The organism is Bacillus sp. RB3, from assembly GCF_030164735.1.
Classification (GTDB): Bacteria; Bacillota; Bacilli; order Bacillales; family Bacillaceae_G; genus Bacillus_A; species Bacillus_A cereus.
This window is the reverse complement of record NZ_JASNGE010000032.1, coordinates 1-19,112: the sequence shown is the minus strand read 5'-3', so window position 1 is coordinate 19,112 and position 19,112 is coordinate 1. Positions and strand designations below refer to the sequence as shown.

Here is a 19,112-nt window from a genome sequence, read left to right as displayed (position 1 = left end):
GCTTTTAATAGTAGCGGAAATGGACGAACGTATAAAAATGTGTACTTATCAGGATGAATATAGTGATGAAGACCATCTGATGTTGAATGCTAGTTATGATAGCCTGATTAAAGGAATGAAAAAAGATATTGTAAGTTTTTTTGAGGTAACTATATTCCTATAAAGAAGTATATATAATGTAAAAGAAGATTTTTCTCCTAAAATAAAATTGAAGGATTTAAAATGATATCATTTCAAATTGGCGCGACTAAACAATGTAATTTAACTTATAAATAAGATGGTTCATCTTTAAAATGTATTATCTATTATTTATTTGGGGGATAGTAATTTTTTCGTATCTGAAAGCTGAAGGAGAATAAGAGAAATTGTACTTAGTTTATTACATATAAAATTGAGTATGTAAGTTTTTATATAAATCATAAGTGAGGTAAAAAATGAAATTAAAAGTTTCACATGATAATGAAAGAATTATATTTATTTCTGAAGACAGAAGTGTGTACGGTTTTACTGAATATACAAAAAAAATCTGGGATATAGTCGGTAAATTAAATTGGTATGTTAGTGATGGTAATATAAAAAAAGGAAAGAGAACATACATTTATACTGGAAGTGCTCCTTTTACTAAAAGGTATAGGAAACTTTATGAAATAGTAATGTGTTTATGGTACGGAAAAAAGATAGTTGATAAAATGCGAGATAATAAGTTTATTATAGAACACTTGGATAATAATCCTCACAATTGCAGTATAGAGAACTTAGCGTTTGCCCATGAAGATTTAAATAAAACTAAAGCATTTAGCTTTGATAAGACTAGACCAAAATTAATTAAAGAAGTAGCAATGAATATCTATAAAAATTTCTCTACTCAAGAGTTTGAGATAACTCTTGGTTTTAATCAATCGTATACACTGACAATAGAGGAAGATAATAAAGTTAAAACAGTTCCATTAAATGCCCTATATTTAAAGTATCATAATGATTTTGAGACGGTTCTAATGAATGCTAATTTTATAGAAAATTCATTAAGAAAAGAAGTATCATTAAATATTGATATGTTAAATTGTTACAACTATCAATATGATGCAGCTAATTTCCTTGTAGTTCCACCAGAAAAACCTTTACCTAGTCTTATAAATTACAATGATCAATGGTATCTAGTTTTGAATGAAGATAATCATTTGTTAGTAATTTCCCCTAGCTGGAAGAAACTATAATTTGAAGTTTTATCTTATTTAATAAAAATGAGGTTGAAATTTTGAAGAAGCATTCGTTCAATTTATTAGTGAGAGTATCTGTTACTCCCACTCCCACTATAAAATTTGATATGAAAAATACTTAAAACAATGATGTGGAAGAGTTTATTGGTAGATAGCAAAGAGAACCTAAACATCTACTATTCAAAACACCTGAAGTTAATAAAGTACTATTAATTTTTGCATAGTGTTACCTCAACATGTTTTCGGTAGGCCAGTATGGGTCAAATAGAATAAATCTGACTCATAATAATTCCAATTAGATTCGAACCTGCGATCTCTTCTCCGGCAAGGTGGCGCTCTCACTGCTGAGCTACGGGAGAAATTATGATTTAAAGATGTTTTTACGGATTTGTATTAACGGAATTCTATTAAAAAGCAGTGATTTTTGCAAGTTCTTTGACCATTTATGACCACAAAATTATGTGCTTAGCTGTCTGTATAATGGTAAGGGGAATGAGGGAACTCATTCCTTTTTTTGAAGTAGAGAGAGGGACAATTTCCACAATCAGAGGAGGACTTATGGAGGGAATAGGTATAGGTATGGTTCATACACATGGTATAGAGATGTTGAGTGTCCGAGAAAGAAATATGAGAGCGTGGAAGTTGAAAAAGAAACTTGATGATAAAGAGAATGAATTAACATACATAAAGAGGAAGATTAAAGAAGGTATGGATGCTGAGCGAAAGAAACTTGACAATAGAAAGAAGTCGAAGAGATTTTAAATCTTGTTGATAATAAGAATCAATTAACATCAGAAGTTGATAAGCTAGGAAAAGATGTTGAGGTTAAGAAAGTCGAAATTAATATAGTTTACATTACAATAAAAAACAATTAAGCTTTATAAATGAATTAATTAATGATAGACACAAAAAGGAGAATTATCGTGAAAACAAAAAATGGACAATTTGGGAAATTATCTTTTACATCCATTCAGCAGTATTACTTTTCTTAGGATTTGATAGACTCGGAGGATATCAAAATTCTGAATCATATACCGATTCGAATAAATATGCCTACGTAGGCGGAGATGCGTATAATTATATTATCAATACAAATGTACTTACAGGTTTCTTTGTACTTAGTGCGTCATTCTTTGTAGCAGGTACAATGTTAATCGCAACTGGTTCAATTCTAAAAGCTATCAAGGAAAAGTAAGTGGAGAACGAATACTTGAACCGCCAATAACAAGTACCATTGACCATAGCCAATCGAAACGTTCCACCGAACTGTTACTGCAAGAAGTCGCTCCCACTCCTCTAAGGCTCACAATCCAGTCTGAAAACAGCAGTAAAGACCTTGCCTAATGATTGCTACGTTGATTTTCTGCGTCGGCCCAACTCACAAGACCTCTTCTTTTGCGTGACTTAAGGGCGCTCCCACGGTTATTCTTTTCAGTAGTTTTCCATGTCGAACTTACTAAAACGACAGCGTTTTGACAGAGGTAGCGGCTCTGATCCAGTTGGAATTTATTTATTGTTGAGATTAATACAACCCTTTCAGATATATATTGCAAGAATTTACTATAGATTTTTATTAGGAATCGAAATTTTTGGAAGACTCGGATATAATTATGTATAATTAGGAGGTAATGGTAGAAATTTCATATCTAAACTTATGGGGGAGATGTAATGGTTCACGTTATACTTCCAAGACCTTCATTTTTAGATACATGTATCTATTTAAAGGTTGTTGGAGATAGAAAGGTTTGGCAATCCCAAGATGGTAAAAGGCTTTATACATGGGATTCATTGCATGGTGAAATCGAGGTTTTTAATAAACGTGGTAGACATTTAGGGAGTGCTGATCCAATAACAGGGTTAACTATAAAACCACCAGTGAAAGGTAGGAAATTAGATGTCTAAGTTGAAATTTATGGAAGCTTGCCTAGAAGGGGATGCTCTACTAGAGGAAATAGATGATTATATTGATGAATGGCATGAAAGTGATTCTAAAGAGGAGCTACATGATTACCTCGGTATGACATTTGAAGAATATGGTATCTGGGTAGAAAATGATTCTATGCTGAAGACTATTTTTTACGCTAGAGAAATAGGTAAATCTATTACTGAATATATTAAAGAAAATGATGTACAAAAACTTGTTGCAAGAGCTTCTACTCCAGAAGAGGCCACGCAGGTTAGAGAATGGCTAAAGAGAAAAGGCATATTATTATAGGGGTTAAAATAAAATGGCTAATTCATTTCTGAGGGTAAAAAAACTTGCTAATAGGATTATAAATAAATATTCCCTTTCTCCGCCAATTAATATTAGAGAACTACTAGAAAATTATGCGAATTGCGTGGAAGATTCCTTACCCAATAATACAGATGCAATTTGTATTATGAATATTGATAGACCGCTAGTAATATTAGATCGTTTTAAATCTGATAATCGTAAGAGATTTACATTGGCACATGAATTAGGTCATTTAATTATTCCTTGGCATAGTGGTATGATATCTTGTCACACCGATAAGAATGACGATGTGGATGGTGATTCTTATCAATTAATGGAGGCTGAAGCAAATAAATTTGCAGCCGAAATTCTTATGCCATCAGAGTGGTTAGAAGAAATGGTAACTAAGCACGAAAAAAAGGGATTTACTGAATTATTAGAGCAAATTTCACAGGGTGCTGAAGTTTCTTTAAGTGCAGCCTTTTTTTCTGTAATAGATCATCTACCAAGTTGCTATATATTTTATATAGAAAATGATGATTGGCATTTTGGGAGTTTTCGAAGAGCAAAGGGAACAAATATCGCTATTCCCACCCAAAACAGTGAGTATGATACGGATTGGTTAGATAATTGTGCAATAGATAAAGGTATTTTTGATTTTGATTCAATTAATGTTAATTGGTGGAAACTTCCTGGGAGTTTATCGGAAGAGGACTTGCAAGAAATTATCGAAGATGAGGGTCAATCCAATTTTGATGAAATTTGCAAAAAAATTAATAGCTTTGGTAAAGGTTTTTTTGCTGCCACATTTGCAAATTTAGTACCACTTCTTCCACAGGGGTATGTAGTAGAAGTGAGTAAAGGTGATTACAACAGACTGTTCAAAGCTCCAAGTACTAATATAGCGCCACCTCATTATACAAAATTGGTAGATACAATTAGATGGTTTAAAGAAAATTCTTATAAAAGCGGTCACTTTAAATACAATGGATATTATTATATTTGGGGCCACTTTATAGTAGAAATCCCCTCTATAGCTCAAGTTATTGATCAAAGATTATCCAAAGATATTCTTAAAAAAATTCTTAATGACTGTTATGATAGTCAATCTCTAAGAGATAAATATAGCAGGAAAATTAATGGGATGATAGGAGCCCTTAATAATAAAAACTTAACAGATTTTGATGAATTTTATAAACAATTTAAAATGAGGTTTTTAGGGGAAGAAATACTTAAAGATGTGATTCAGCATTCAGATTTTGAGGCGTTTGTTACTAATAAAACAAAAGAACTTATTGCAAAAAAGTCTAAGAAATGATCTGGTATATTGTAAACCACCAACACCTCATCTGTTGCTACATTCACTCTGGAAATGTTGAAATGGTCGCTAAGATAGTATTGAAAGAAGGCAACTAATCTGTATGGCGTTGTCTTTTGGGTTTCTTAAAATGGATTTATAAAATTATAATGAGTTGTTACAGTACCAGTTGACTTACAAATTATCCTATTGAGAAGAGGATATGAAGTCGAGGAGTAATTTCATTCAGTTTCAGCACAACTTTTAAAATTGGGCTGGATCAGTGAAGTTAATATGTATAATTTAAAATTAAGAGTACTCAAGAGAAAGATGTAAGGCTTACTATACATAGGAAAATAAGGAGATGATTACGTGGGATCAAAAATTTATTCCCCATTTGAGGACTTACATTTTGATTATGATAAATGTTTTCTATGCGGAAGTATAGCAGATTCACAAGAGCATGTTTTCCCTAAGTGGCTGCAGAGAGAGTATAATCTTTGGAATCAAAGAATCCAATTCCCTAATGAAACTACTATACAATACAAAGATTTAAAAATCCCTTGTTGTAAGAATTGTAATAATGAATCTTTATCCCAATTAGAAAATAAAATTAAAGAGGCGGTTGATGGTGGGTATGAAAGATTTAAGAAATTAGACGAATTAACAATACTGCAATGGGTTACAAAATTATACTATGGAAAATTATTCAAAAAACTAAATCTTCTATTTGATAGAAAAAATAAAAGCTTAGGAAAAATGATAAATGAAGAACAAATATTTTCTTATAGAGGTTTACATGAGTTTTTACAATCCCTGCGTAAGCCTATAAGATTTACTGGTGATATTCCTTGGTCTATACAAATTTTTCATGTGCATAATGATTCTAAACTGGAAGCTTACGAATACATAGATACAATATTCATAACAGGCTGCATTCGTTTGGGGGATATTGGAATTGTATATAGTTTTGGCGACTGGGGGTATGCTAGGTCAGGAAATAGTAAATTAATAGGTGACTTCAAAGAATTAATAGTTCATCCAATCCAGTTGCAAGAAATAGCGGCAAGGTTTACATACGCTCGTTCACAGGTGAATTATGAAAACTACTCTTTGATAATTATGGATGAAGAGGCACTTACATATATAGGAAATAAACCGAATATACAACTTATGTTCCATCACAAAGAGTATTTTATGTTTTTAAAATACTTTTTTATTACTTATGGAAATTCAGTGGAACTCGTTTATGATGAAAAACAAGATGCTGTAACTAGTTTTTTGTATGAAAATAATGGGGTAAGAGTATTAGATGAAAATGGCCAGCTACTGTGTTACAAGGGTTCATAATTTGATAAATGTTGTTACTCCCATTCATTCTTAATTTGAATAAATAAGGGATTTATATAGAGAAGACTAAAGAGATGCTGCAGCAAAAAAATCCCTACTCATGTAAATTAGCGAATTTGTAATTTGTGGGAAGCTGTTTTTAATTAAGGATAAATTCTTGATAAAAGCACGTGAACTAACTCAACAGCATCTCATGTATTGCCGCATATACTCCAGGCATGTTGAGTGTGTCATCACTGCAAAAAACGATGCATATTGAATTGCATCGCTTTTTTGCATAGGCGTAATCTACCCTATTGTATGCTAACATTTCCGTATAAATAAAAAATTTGACAAAATCTATTCAACTTCGAGGCGTGACACTGTTTCCAATGGGCGGTTGGCTGGATAATTTGAGCGTGATATGAAAATGCGAATTGAAAAATCTGGTACACTGAGGGGACTTTTCGTTACAATATATGGATTTTGATAGCTGTTAATGATATTTTATGTAATATAGAATATTAATAGTAGCTTTTTAAGGGAGGCAAGCTAATGGGAAATTATGAACCAAAGCCAGAAGTAGAAAGAATAGAGGGTTTGGTAAGGTTGGTAAAGGATGGGCATATTAAATTACCAAAATTTCAAAGGCCCTTCGTATGGACTAAGCGTAATATACTGGAATTGATGGATAGTATATATAAAGGGTATCCGATTGGAAGTATCTTGTTATGGTTGACTAAGCAAAAATTGGCAAGTGAAAGAAATATAGCAGATTTAGAGATAAATGAGTTAGAAGAAGAATATCCCACAAATTATTTATTAGATGGTCAACAAAGATTATCAAGCCTATGCGGAATATTATTTTGGGATGGAAAAAATAAAAAGAGTGTATGGAATATAGTGTTTGACTTGGAAAGAGAAGAATTTTTATATGATCCTGATAATGAAAAGATTGAATATTTTAGACTAAATAAACTTCTAGAAACAATGGATTTTATTAATCAATGCTCAAGATTTGCGGGTCATCCCAAACAAGCTCTATACACAAAAAATGCCCAAAAATTATTAAGTTCAATAAAAGACTATAAAATTGCATCTGTGAAAATAGGTGATATGAGTCTCGATGAGGTTGCTCCTATTTTTGAAAGGATTAATAGTACAGGTCGCAGGCTTACTATGGTAGATTTAATGAGAGCAGCAACATGGAGCGGAGAATTTGATTTAAGTGATACTATAAATATGGTTAGGGGAGTATTGGAAGAGAAAAATTTTGAAACAGTCCCAGAAATAGAAATCCTTAGAAACCTTTCTACATGTGCCGGATTAGGGGTAACAAGGGATGATATAAATAAATTAAGGGGCTTTTCCTCGGAAGAATTGAAGGTCATTGCGGAAAGGTGTAAGAAGGCATACATGCACGCCGTAGATTTCATTACAACTGATCTACAGGTTACTAGTCATGGATACCTACCTTATTCATTACAACTAACATTCTTAGTGGAATTATTTAATCTTTGTCCAGTACCGACAATTGCTCAAAGAAACGAAATTAAAAAATGGTTTTGGAGAACATCTATAACTAGGTATTTTGCATCATTTAATACTGCACAATTAAATGCGGAACTACGAACTATAAGAAATTTTGCCGCAGGTATGACAAATACTATTTCAATTAATAAGGAAATTAATTATAAAGAGTTTATGGAAGGTTCATTTGTATTAAGAAATGCATTAAGCAAAACACTTGCACTTATTTTGGCAAGTAATAAACCCAAAAGCCTACTGGATGGTGCTGGTATAAATATAGAGTCAGTATTAGCAATAGTTAATAAAAATGAGTTTCACCATATTTTTCCCAAGGATTATTTAAAGAAACGAGATTACGATAATAGTCAGATAAATCAGCATGCAAACATATGTATGTTAAACCTTGGAAACAATCGAACGATATCAAATAAAGCACCAAGTGAATATTTTTTAACCATTAAAAGTAGGCTAGGTAGTAGTTTACAAGATATACTGTTAAGTAATTTCATAGATGATGATGCTTATAGATGTGCACTTGAAGATGATTATGAAGGATTTATAGCAGCAAGAAAAAAACTAATATTAAAGAAAATGATGGAATTGTGCGAAGTTAATGAGGATATTGCGATTGTTGAAGAAGAAGTACCAGTAGGTATCAAGAAGCAAAAAAAAGAAGCATTTGAACATGAACAAATGAACTTAGAATTGTAGTAATTTTTAAAAGCCCCATCCCCTTTAATTTGTTCTCGGTAAATATAGTAATTGAAAATTCACCAACACCTCATGTGTTGCCACACACACGCCGCACATATGGTATGTGTAACCACTGTATAAAAGCGATGCGTCTAGACCTTGCATCGCTTTCGTTATAAGAGTCATCAAGTCAATTAAATATCATTGACTGCTAACAACATGCAAACATTTTGCTAACGAAATCTAATAAATCACATTAAATTCAGGTTAAAGATGTTACACTTCGTACTTGCAGAACCTTGATTTTACGTAGTTTGTTTCTACTGTGGTTAAACATATTACAGTTTGCAACTATATGGGCTGAATGATGTAATAAGTATCACTTTGTGAAGCTGTGCAATGTATAAATAGTTAATTAGAAAAAGACTACTTCCTTGATAAAAGTGATATTATCCCCTCCAAGTAATAGTGTAACATCCATGTTTATACATGGTCTTTTTCACACTGTCTACCTAAAGGGGATAATATCACTGCTATGGAAAGCTTTTTTATTTAGGGAGCTGTTAATTAGAGGTTCGGGGGAAATGTATCTCCCTGTTCCGGTGGATCAAAAACAGTAATATCAGTAATTATATTAAGTGAATGTGGCCCATCTATTTGTAGCCAAAAGTTGCAACCAGCTGTACCATCATTATACCAATGTGGACTTACATTTTTTACATAAACTGGGAAATCACCTTTATAAAAACTCATATTCTGCAAGGGTCCACTTAATGAGGGTGTATTATAATCATAAATAGCTTCACTAGCAGAAATATGAATTACTGAATCTCCTCGCATAACGCCCCGCCATGTGTAATTTAACCATCCTGAAGTTTGGTTTTCCCAATAAACACGAATTGTTCTAGCCATAAATATCCTCCTTTTTGTTCGTGAGTTTAAGAGTAATATCCCCTTCAATTAGACGAAATATACGTTTATATATTACCGTTTATAATTAGATACTGTAGCATGTCCATCTCCAGAACTAATTGCTACCTTATACGTACAAGAGCCATTCATATAATAATCATTAGAATTGTCTCCTGACATTCTAGCAACTATATTATCTGTACCACCGCAGTTCTCATATAATGCTGAGTTAACTGTTCGAGCATTTGTTGTAACTGTCCATGTACCATATTTATGTTTCCCCTCTACTGGAGAACTCACATTTTTGCCTGATGAATATGTGTAATTAAGTATATTTAGAGAATCTAATCCAGCAAAAGCAGCGGTTCCTCCAACATATAAAACTCCTGATATAAGACCTAAAGCAACTAATGATTTTTCCTTCAATTAACTCCAACATCTATTCAATCTATCTTCATATGAAATTCTCTACGAATTGATACAACCATTGACACTTCATTCCTAAGTCGAGGGTTATTTATTCTAATTTTGCAAAGATTGAAATTCGGAATACTCAATCTCCTATTTAGAAATATCAGGATTGAAGGGGGCATCTGTATAGACGGAATATTCTGATAGGATTAAATGGATATACATAATATGGGTGAGGGGGATTTATATGTCGGTAATTATGGATAGCGAACAAGTTACAAAGTTATTGAATAATTGGTATGTAGAAATTCGTTCAAGAAACATTTCTAAAGCACACCGTATGAAAGAGCAAATTGATAGCCTGATCCAGGAATTAAAAGAGGATGAATGGGATTCATTAGAAACTAAGAAGTTACTACTATATTATTCTCTTCTCGAGTTTCGATATAGTTATCTAGTTGATAATGTAAGCTTATCTGAACAAAGCTTTAATAAGATAGAGACTTTCGAAATACCAGAGGATAAGCTTTTATCTTATTATTATTATTTTTTTAAAGCTATTCATAAGAGTGTAACAGGCAAATATAATGAAGCGAGCTAATATTTTGAAAAGGCAGAAGTTTTTTTGAAGAATATACCTGATGAATTGGAAAAGGCTGAATTCTATTACAAATTAGGTTCGTTTTATTATAATATATTTCAAGGGCTTTTAGCAATTAAGTATGTTATTAAAGCACAAGAGATTTACCGTAAATTTAATGGATGTGAAACAAACATTGCTTCTTGTGAAAATCTATTAGGTTTGGCTTGTACCCATTTAAAGGAGTGGGGACTAGCTGAAGAACATTTTGCGGCCGCAATGAGTCAATTTCAAAAGATTGATGAAGACTATTATATTTTAATGGCTAGACACAACTTTGGTTTATTTTATGCAAGTCAAAATCTTTCTGAATTAGCAATTCGTTATCTTTCTGAAGTGGTTGAGAAGAAGCCTAACCATTATAAAGCTATCTTTGTTAAAGCGAAGGAGCATTATAAACTTAAGGAACATGAAATAGCAAGAGAACTTATTGAAAAAGGATTGGAAATCTGTAAGGAATTGAAACTTGAGGAATATCAGCATCGTTTTATGATTTTAGAAGCGCTGAATGGAGATGCTCCTGCAGAAAAGTTTGAAAAAGTAGTATTAGCAGGAGTTAAGTATTTTGAGAGAGAAGAGTTATACATGTATATGCAAGAGTCTATGGAAGAGTTAGCGATTAAGTTTTATCAAGAAGATAATCACTCTAATGCTAGTAAGTATTTTTATTTAAGTACAAAGGCGAGAAAAAAAGTATTTGATAAGGAGGCTTTGAAATGAAAAAAAACAATGACTATTTTAATGGGAATGATAACGGTATTAACTTTAACTTTGGGCGTGCAAACATCTGTAGAAAAACAACATAATACAAAGTTTACAAGATTTGCAGATGGAGATCATCACTAATAGTACTTTGTTATAATTTAATTGAAATGAGTTTGGAAAATAAAAAGTTGTAGTTTCAATGAAAATGAAACTACAACTTTTTGTTTTTGTATAATTTTTACATGGGAGAGGTACTGGGCAGAAATAGAGAAGTGTTAGTAAATTTGTTTTATTTTGAAATTAGTTTGAATGAAGGGGATAATTTGCTAAATTCACTATGTTGTTCATTTCCTTCTTGTTTCATACTTGCTTGATAAGATGAAAATCCTTTATACGTTTTTCTTTTCCATTGCCACAAACCATTACTTTGATCGAAATCACCATAGTAATGATTATAATCAAGTTTGTTCCCAGTGTTTTTATTAAAACTATTGCTAATAAAGATACGGCTATTATTTGCATAGATTTGGTTATTGGTAATTACATTGTTCCGAGTATCGTAATTTAATTCGATTTGGCCACTCTCTTGATCTTTTGTATCATTTTTATAAATTACATTGTTCGTAATTGTGTTATTTTCTGCATATCCTTGCTGACTATCATATCCACCAATTGCAATGCCACTCATGATATTATTGGATATTGTATTGTCCCTAACAGTAATACGGCTTGCGCTTTTTCCTGCATGTTCGCTAGCTACTTCAATACCGAGATCATTTTCATAGCTTTGATTTTGCTCAATGATAATTTGCTTCCCACCATCCACATAAATACCATCAGCTGAATATTCATTATAACTCGTATTATTGATGGATGAATTGTGATGGACAATGTTATTACGAACAACTCCATTTCGTGCCTGATCTAAAGCAGCTACTGGAGATACGCCTTCATGTCCAATCAGTACAATTCCAATATTGTTGTTATCATGCACTTTGTTATTGGTAACTTCAAAAGAATCTACATTTCCATTCACAGCAATTGCTTCACTCAATCCTAATTTTAAATTTGCTACTTCGTTATTATCAATGACAATATGATTTAAATTATTTTGTGCACTAGATGAAGTACCGTATACAGCAATCCCGTGTGCATTCCCATTCTTTACATTCGCTTCAATGTGATGGATATAATTATTTCTAATATCAATGTAACTTCCTGTTCCAGTGATATAAATACCAATAGGGGTTTCGTTAACTTTCGTTGATTTTAAATTGCGAAATTCTAATCCTTTTACTTGAATATAGTTTTTGTCTTCTATTGTAAATAACCCATCATCTTCTAACTTGACTTTAGAACCATCGAGAATGACTTTTTCATCCTGGTAATTTTGAAAAGTAATGGGTGCGCCTGAGGCACCAGAATGAGTGACACGAACTTTTTGGTTATAAACTCCGCCTCTTATGTAGATTGTACTTCCTTCTTTCGCGACATTAGCAGCTTTTTGAATGGTAGCGAAAGGGTGATCTAATGAACCGGGATTGAGGTCGCTCCCTGTTGAAGATACATAGTAATTTGTAACAGAAATTACATTGCTATTGGATTGTGCAAAGGTAGAGGTAGGGAGTGTGAAAATTAACATACTGAAAGAAAGTATAAAGATAAAAAGCGATTTTTTTAATAAGGGAAATAAGGTTTGATATTTCATCATGATCCTCCTTCTTTTTTTAGGCATTCCTTCTCAACTATATAGTTAAAACTGATGATTTATATCTTGTTTCAATAAAAAAAGACCTGGAACTGAATTCCGGGTCAAAGGACATCAACCACCGTGGTCTCCGTCTGCCATCATACTTTGAACGATTTTTATTACGTGACTATCTGTTTGAGATGTAATTCCCAATGTAAACATTAGAGCAGCAGCAATACTCATCACTGTAATTAGCTTTTTCATTTTAAAGCTTCTTTCAAATCAGCTTTTTTCTTAGCTTGAATTGCTTTATAGAAGTATGTACCTGCTTTGGCATGCTGGCCTTGTTCAAAAATCTTTTCTGCTAAAGCATTACAGCATTCATAGATATACTCATATAAATCTTCTCGTTCAAAGTATTCAATTCCTACAAGAGCCGTAGCTTCTAATTTCTCAGCGGGTTGCTGCCATTTCTAAAATATTCTCCGTATAATACTCCCCTTGCGTTGAATTGAGAGTCGTTACAAACTATGTTTAGTAAGAACATTGAACTATCTATTTTTTTAATTATAATAAGATTATATATAGATATATAATTTTAAAAAATCATTTCAAAAGGGTGGTAATTCAAATTGAATTTAGGACTAATTGTTGGTATTCTGCTAATACTTGTTTTTGTATGGGTTATAATATCAGGGATTCGTAACGGAGACGCTACTATCTCACAAATGTTTGGAAGTGTAATTTGTATTTTTGTATTAATTTGGCTAACTAAAGGTTGCGTACCTATATCAAAAGAATCGTATGAAGAACAAATTGTATCTAATGTTGAAGGCTTCCAACATGATGCTATACAATTTCAAAAAGCTATTGAAAACTCCTTTAACTACTATGAAAAGGGTAATGTAGTGTATTCGAAAGAAGAAGCAAATACTATATTAACAGATATACTTAATATTCAGGACACTGTAAAAAATCTAGAAGAATCACAAAGAGAAATCAAAAAGATGAAAATACCTGATGAATACAATTCCGCCCATACAGATTTGGAAATAGCTACGCGTTACCTTGTATTAGCAGCAAAAGCTATTAGTTTGTTTAAAGAAACAAACGACCCTGAAGCTCTAAATAAGGCACATGAGTACCTTAATCAGTACAGTGCCAACATAGAAACCGCAGTTATTGAGTTTAAAAAAGTAAATGATATAGATATTATTAAAAAATAACACATATTAAAACGATTATGTTCTCTAATTTGTGGGCGGAAAATACACACCGCTCTTTTTTTATGTTCAACATTTAAGGACATTCTATTCAATGCTCTAAGTATGTTGTTTTTGCTGATTTAATAATTTAAGAAATTTTTAAGAAAATACATGTATGTGAAACTTAAAGATTAGTTGTTGTCAATCTATTAATTTGTTTCATATTCGTACAAATTGGAATATTTTTAAACGGGAGCTTTATAAAATTACTGATTGAATAGATGAGAGGGAGAGTGGTGGCACAAATTAAAGAATGGGGACTAGCAAATCCAAAACGATCTGCATATTAAATTATAATAAAGCTTACTAATATCGATACATTATAGGTTAAAGTTAATAATAAATATATCGTTTTATAATAATGTAATATTTATTGTATTTATGACATAGTTAATTAGTTTTCTAATTGTAAACAAAGAATTTCTTAACTCATAGCTTCATAGAAATTTTCTTTAGTTTATCAAATTATTATGAGAATATATAAGAATATAGGATACTCTCCCCTTAAAGTAGAATGTGTAAAAGACTGTGAGTAAACATGGATGTTACACTTCTAATTTGAGGGGATTTTATTAGAGATTATAATAAACCGGAATTTTTAATTTATTTAGACAGATTAGAATTTTTATTAACAGATGCTTTTTGAAAAATATTACAACGGATCTAATACAAGGTGAAATTCCTGGGTATTTAATCATTTTCCCCCTCCTTTTTATAAGCCTTCCTTCCCAACAATATAGTTTAAACTAACGACTTATATCTTGTATCAATAAAAAAGACCCAGAAATATATTCCGGGTCAAAGGACATCAACCACCATGGTCTCCGTCTGCCATCATACTTTGAACGACTTTTACTACGTGACTATCTGTTTGAGATGTAATTCCCAATGTAAATATTAGAGCAGTAGCAATACTCATCACTTTAATTAGCTTTTTCATTTTAAAGCTCCTTTCGCATCGGCTTTTTTCTTAGCTTGAATTGCTTTATAGAAGTATGTACCTGCTTTGGCATGCTGCCCTTGTTCAAAAATCTTTTCTGCTAGAACATTACAGCATTCATAGATATACTCATATAAATCTTCTCGTTCAAAGTATTCAATTCCTGCAAGAACGGTAGCTTCTAATTTCTCGGCAGGGACATTATTATTAATGTCTCTTAAAATTTTAAACCGATGCTGATATTCTTCATTGTTTAGTTCTGTACAGAGTTGTAATCCTCTTTCAAATAAAGTATTAGCAGTTTCTTGGTTTCCTAGTTTAGAGTGTTCCCTGCCCTCGATGAAATGGGCTTTATAGTGGTTAGGTTTCTTCTCGGATACTTCAGAGAGGTAGCGAATAGCTAATTCAGACATATTTTGCCCTGCATATAATAAACCTAAATTATGACGAACCATTATAGTGAATTTTTCTTCTCCAATTTTTTGGAACAGATCCATTGCTTTTACAAGATGTTCTTCCGCTAATGCCCATTCTCTTAAATTGGTACATGCCATGCCTAAAAGGTTTTCACAGAATCCAATATTTCGTTCATGGCCTTCATGTTTAGAGAATATTTCTTTAGCTTTGTTAACATACTTAATTGATTGGAGTGATTCGTAAATATCGTAATGGAAAGCACCAATTTTATAGTAAAACTCAGCCTGTTCAATTTCATCAGATACCTCATCTAGAAGTTCTTCTGCCTTATCATAATGATCTCTTGCTAATGAATAGCTGCCTACAGTACTTGCATGAATTGCTTTAAAGAAGTGATAGTAGTAGGTTAATATATTATCATGTGGAATTTGAAAAGATTCTACTTTGTCGAAGCAATCCTTTGAAATATTTAAATTGTCTACTATATATTTATAACGAAAATCTAATAGTGAATAATATAAGTGTAAGCTCTGATCCGAGACATCTTTCATTCTATTATCAATTTCTTCTTTTAGCTGGTGAGCATTATCAATGCGTCTCGCACGGATTTCAATATACCAATCATTTAACATATTAGCGACTACTTCATATTCTGTGACTAAAGTATCCATTGTATCCTCCTCATCCTATTGCAGTATATGTATTAATAATAACAGAATTTGGATATATTTTATCTAAAAATATAGAAAATTACAACTAATAAGGTCGCTATAAGTAAATTTATCTCTACATTTATATATTTTTAGAGCTTATTGGAAAATATATAAAAGGAAAAAAGATAAATAAGAAATATATATTATGGAGATCTAGTAAGTATCAGTTTATAAGATTTCCTGCTGTACATACAAGAATATGTATAGAATGGATGTAATTTTAGAAAAGTTAAGGTTTTATAAACTATACTTTTCTTTTCTCACTTATTTTTCTCTTCGTGGGTGTTTTTAATTATGATAAATGCTGGACTAATTTTATATGCATTAGATCAAAAAAATACAAATTGAGACTTAAATAAAGAAGGCATAGTTTATAGAAATGAAGCTCCTATTCTTTTTGAAGAAGACAATAAGGTATATGAAGTGAGTAAATATATTATAGGTAGAACAATTTCAGGGATTATTTTTCTTACCGAGATAATAGTATTCGTTTATAATATATATTAGTATATTGTGTATATATGATTAAAAGTGTCAATTATACATATATGTGTGTGTTATAGGGGGATCTGGAGGATAATTCTATACCTATACCTGTTAGACTAAGTGACCCTAATTTTAAATGTGAAAATGGAAAGGCGTATTTATTTGCTGAACACAAATAGGTACGTATTATAAGTTTTCTTTTTTACTCAAAAGTATCTCTTATTATCGAATTTTATTAAGCCTGAAAGTAAAAGATACTTTTATGTATAGTAATAACATTTTAAAATTCATGCAGGTGATAGTATTTCTAGCTATTATTATCTTAACAGCGCTATCTGATTATAAGTATCTAGTTTGTAAAATCAAAATTTTAATATAATATGCCACATCCCTTTCATTGCTTGAAGATACATATTTTTTCTTTTGGGTACATCGATAATGAAGATAGAATAAAAGTATAGTAAGTATGAAGTAGTGTATGATCGGAATTGGGGCTAGGAGGTTATTTATGACGTATCGTTTGATAGATTTAGAATTAAAAGTTAATGAAAAAATTTCCAATCGAGATGATTTACAGTCTGTAACAGATACCAAGTACAATATCCTGGAAAATTCTTTTGTTACCTACATTTATTATAACTTAACGAAAAAAAGAATTTATATTGGAGAAACGAAGCATTTTTTAATTAGACATAATCAGCATATAAATGAGGAAAAATTTAAAAAAGGGGAATTTGATAATTGTCTGATTGTTTATAATGCTTCTGAATTCTCAGCCTCCCATGTGAAGGATCTAGAATATATGTTAATTAATCATATGTTTGCTGAGACTGATATTACAAAATTCACTATTCATAATGGTAATAGTGGACAAAGACAACCAAAAGATTTTTTTAATCCAGGGGATTTCATAACTTTATGGGAAGAAGAATTATTTAAACGGAATTTGGTGAAAACAAAAAATTTACAACAAATTAAAAATAAGATTTTATATAAATACTCACCATTTAAACAATTAAGTAAAATGCAATCACAGTATGAAAATGAAATAGTAAGTAATCCTAAAATAAATCATTTGATTACCGGTGGGGCAGGTACAGGAAAAACTGTACTTTTAATGTCATTAATGTATAGACTCACTACTGAAAATCCAAATATGAAAATTGGGTTAGTAACGACGGGTAACTTAACAAATAAGTTTAATAAAATATTAAAACAACTAAAATTACAGGATAAACTAAGGTTCGAAAGAGCAGGTAAGCTCATTCTTGATGCTAGGAAAAACAATGAAAAATATCATATTATATTGGTAGATGAGTCACATCGATTACAGAGGTATTATCCAAAGGGGCATCCTGAGGCTAAAAAACATTTTGATATAGAAAACCCGATGATTAATGAGCTCCAAATGCTACAGGAGGTTTCAGAGAGAGTTGTTTTATTTTACGACCCGTTTCAATCGGTGCGACCTCAAGATATTTTAAGAGGGACTTATCTTGAACAAACCTCATCCTTTACAACGTTACCTTTAAATCAACAATTCAGGATAGCAAGCAATGGTGAATTTAGCGGTGATAATTTCGTTAAAGGTGTTTTATATGCACTCAATCTCTCGAATGATAACAATTTTAATCCGGAAATATTTACCTATAAAAATGAGGATTCTTATTTTAGAGTGGTGAATTCGATTAAAGAATTATTTAATTATGTGGAGGACATGGATTGTTCTTGGGGTGATACAACGAATCGAGTTATTGCTGGATATACGAAAGAATGGGCATCTAATCCGAATTTGAAAAAAAACAAAGGGATTAATAGAGAAAATCTACCTTATGATTGGATAGAAGAGGGTAACAAGTGGCGTTGGAACAGCCAACATGAAAGATGGGTTGAACTTGAGAAGTCGAAAACAGAAATCGGTTCTATTCATGCTATTCAAGGAGCAGATCTTGATCATATAGGAGTGATTATCGGTAATGATATTCAAGTTGGGGAGCAGGGTAAACTTAGAGTAGTTAAAGAAAACTACAAAGATAAAGGTGGTACGCCATTATTGTCAGAGTTTAATGAAGAAGAGTTTACTAACTATGTCTTAAATATCTACTATATACTATTAACGAGAGGAATTAGTGGATGTAGAGTTTATTTTGAAGACCCAGAGGTACGAGAATATTTTGAACAGAAAATCTCAGAAGGTGTCTTTACTGGCAGTTCTATATCAAGGGTATAAATATTCTCTAAAGCATTATTGTTTAGAGAAATAGATCTTTGTATTTTGATTTATCAAAGGTTTATTGAGTAATAAATAATTTAAATTGGTACTTTGAGACTAGGCATTTAATCCAAGATCAATCGTAACATAATCTCTTATCTGTAAGTTATAGGCTAATATAGAAAGAGAAGGAGAGAACATAGAGAGACAAACTTTTAATTTCTATTTAGCATCTTAAAAATTTTTTAAATAGTCTTATCAGTCTCTGAAATATAAAAGGATACGAATTTTAATTTGTACCCCATGTAAAGGAAGTTAAAAAAGTTAAGCAACATTAAGAAGATGATTTCTGTATTCTGATATGATCCTCTTATAGTAGACAGTTGAAAGAAAGTTACTTTACTGTTTATTATGGAGGGGATTTTTTATGGGGAAAATTA

Annotated in this window: 15 protein-coding genes and 1 pseudogene; 10 read left to right on the top strand and 6 right to left on the bottom strand. The window is 31.5% G+C overall.

The genetic code is table 11. The annotated features are described in order from the left end of the window. The first annotated feature begins 434 nt into the window (after positions 1–434). The 7 genes from QO049_RS25570 to QO049_RS25540 all read left to right on the top strand — a co-directional run bounded on the left by QO049_RS25570 (position 435) and on the right by QO049_RS25540 (position 8,299). Positions 435–1,214: a hypothetical protein gene (locus tag QO049_RS25570; RefSeq protein ID WP_284489606.1), complete on the top strand. Its 780-nt coding sequence runs from the start codon at positions 435–437 to the stop codon at positions 1,212–1,214. Positions 1,215–1,775: 561 nt separating this feature from the next. Beyond that, positions 1,776–1,979, top strand: a complete 204-nt coding sequence (locus QO049_RS25565) for a hypothetical protein (protein WP_098505025.1) — start codon at positions 1,776–1,778, stop codon at positions 1,977–1,979. 906 nt (positions 1,980–2,885) lie between these two features. Further along, positions 2,886–3,119 (top strand): colicin E3/pyocin S6 family cytotoxin, encoded by a 234-nt coding sequence (locus QO049_RS25560; protein WP_098505026.1) that lies wholly within the window; start codon positions 2,886–2,888, stop codon positions 3,117–3,119. Continuing rightward, positions 3,112–3,432: a hypothetical protein gene (locus tag QO049_RS25555; RefSeq protein ID WP_098505027.1), complete on the top strand. Its 321-nt coding sequence runs from the start codon at positions 3,112–3,114 to the stop codon at positions 3,430–3,432. The genes QO049_RS25560 and QO049_RS25555 overlap by 8 nt, the downstream gene beginning before the upstream one ends. Before the next feature lie 13 nt (positions 3,433–3,445). After that, positions 3,446–4,750, top strand: a complete 1,305-nt coding sequence (locus QO049_RS25550; RefSeq protein ID WP_284489605.1) for an ImmA/IrrE family metallo-endopeptidase — start codon at positions 3,446–3,448, stop codon at positions 4,748–4,750. Between the two features lie 351 nt (positions 4,751–5,101). After that, positions 5,102–6,079, top strand: coding sequence for a hypothetical protein (locus QO049_RS25545; protein ID WP_284489604.1), 978 nt, complete (start codon positions 5,102–5,104; stop codon positions 6,077–6,079). Between the two features lie 534 nt (positions 6,080–6,613). Next, on the top strand, positions 6,614–8,299 hold the full coding sequence (locus QO049_RS25540; protein WP_098505030.1) for a GmrSD restriction endonuclease domain-containing protein: 1,686 nt from the start codon (positions 6,614–6,616) through the stop codon (positions 8,297–8,299). A 549-nt stretch (positions 8,300–8,848) separates the two neighbouring features. On the opposite strand, the gene QO049_RS25535 is transcribed toward QO049_RS25540, so the two are convergent. After that, the gene (locus QO049_RS25535; RefSeq protein ID WP_098505031.1) at positions 8,849–9,193 is read right to left on the bottom strand and encodes a hypothetical protein; all 345 of its coding nucleotides are present in this window, start codon (positions 9,191–9,193) and stop codon (positions 8,849–8,851) included. 72 nt (positions 9,194–9,265) lie between these two features. Further along, on the bottom strand, positions 9,266–9,619 hold the full coding sequence (locus tag QO049_RS25530) for a hypothetical protein (RefSeq protein WP_284489603.1): 354 nt from the start codon (positions 9,617–9,619) through the stop codon (positions 9,266–9,268). A 232-nt stretch (positions 9,620–9,851) separates the two neighbouring features. Between QO049_RS25530 and QO049_RS25525 the strand changes: the two are divergent. Next, positions 9,852–10,964 (top strand): annotated as a pseudogene (locus QO049_RS25525) (response regulator aspartate phosphatase). Between the two features lie 274 nt (positions 10,965–11,238). On the opposite strand, the gene QO049_RS25520 reads toward QO049_RS25525, so the two are convergent. After that, on the bottom strand, positions 11,239–12,657 hold the full coding sequence (locus tag QO049_RS25520; RefSeq protein ID WP_284489602.1) for a right-handed parallel beta-helix repeat-containing protein: 1,419 nt from the start codon (positions 12,655–12,657) through the stop codon (positions 11,239–11,241). 114 nt (positions 12,658–12,771) lie between these two features. After that, on the bottom strand, positions 12,772–12,903 hold the full coding sequence (locus QO049_RS25515) for a hypothetical protein (protein ID WP_000733997.1): 132 nt from the start codon (positions 12,901–12,903) through the stop codon (positions 12,772–12,774). 368 nt (positions 12,904–13,271) lie between these two features. Here QO049_RS25515 and QO049_RS25510 point away from each other — a divergent pair, with 368 nt between their 5' ends. After that, entirely contained in the window at positions 13,272–13,865 is a 594-nt protein-coding gene (locus QO049_RS25510) for a hypothetical protein (RefSeq protein ID WP_001048486.1), read from the top strand. 847 nt (positions 13,866–14,712) lie between these two features. On the opposite strand, the gene QO049_RS25505 is transcribed toward QO049_RS25510, so the two are convergent. Then, positions 14,713–14,844: a hypothetical protein gene (locus tag QO049_RS25505; RefSeq protein WP_000733477.1), complete on the bottom strand. Its 132-nt coding sequence runs from the start codon at positions 14,842–14,844 to the stop codon at positions 14,713–14,715. Next, a complete protein-coding gene (locus QO049_RS25500) occupies positions 14,841–15,932 on the bottom strand; it encodes a response regulator aspartate phosphatase (RefSeq protein ID WP_284489601.1) in 1,092 nt (363 codons plus the stop codon). The genes QO049_RS25505 and QO049_RS25500 overlap by 4 nt, the downstream gene beginning before the upstream one ends. 1,036 nt (positions 15,933–16,968) lie before the next feature. Between QO049_RS25500 and QO049_RS25495 the strand changes: the two genes are divergently transcribed. Continuing rightward, positions 16,969–18,690: a DUF2075 domain-containing protein gene (locus QO049_RS25495; protein WP_284489600.1), complete on the top strand. Its 1,722-nt coding sequence runs from the start codon at positions 16,969–16,971 to the stop codon at positions 18,688–18,690. Positions 18,691–19,112 lie beyond the last annotated feature (422 nt).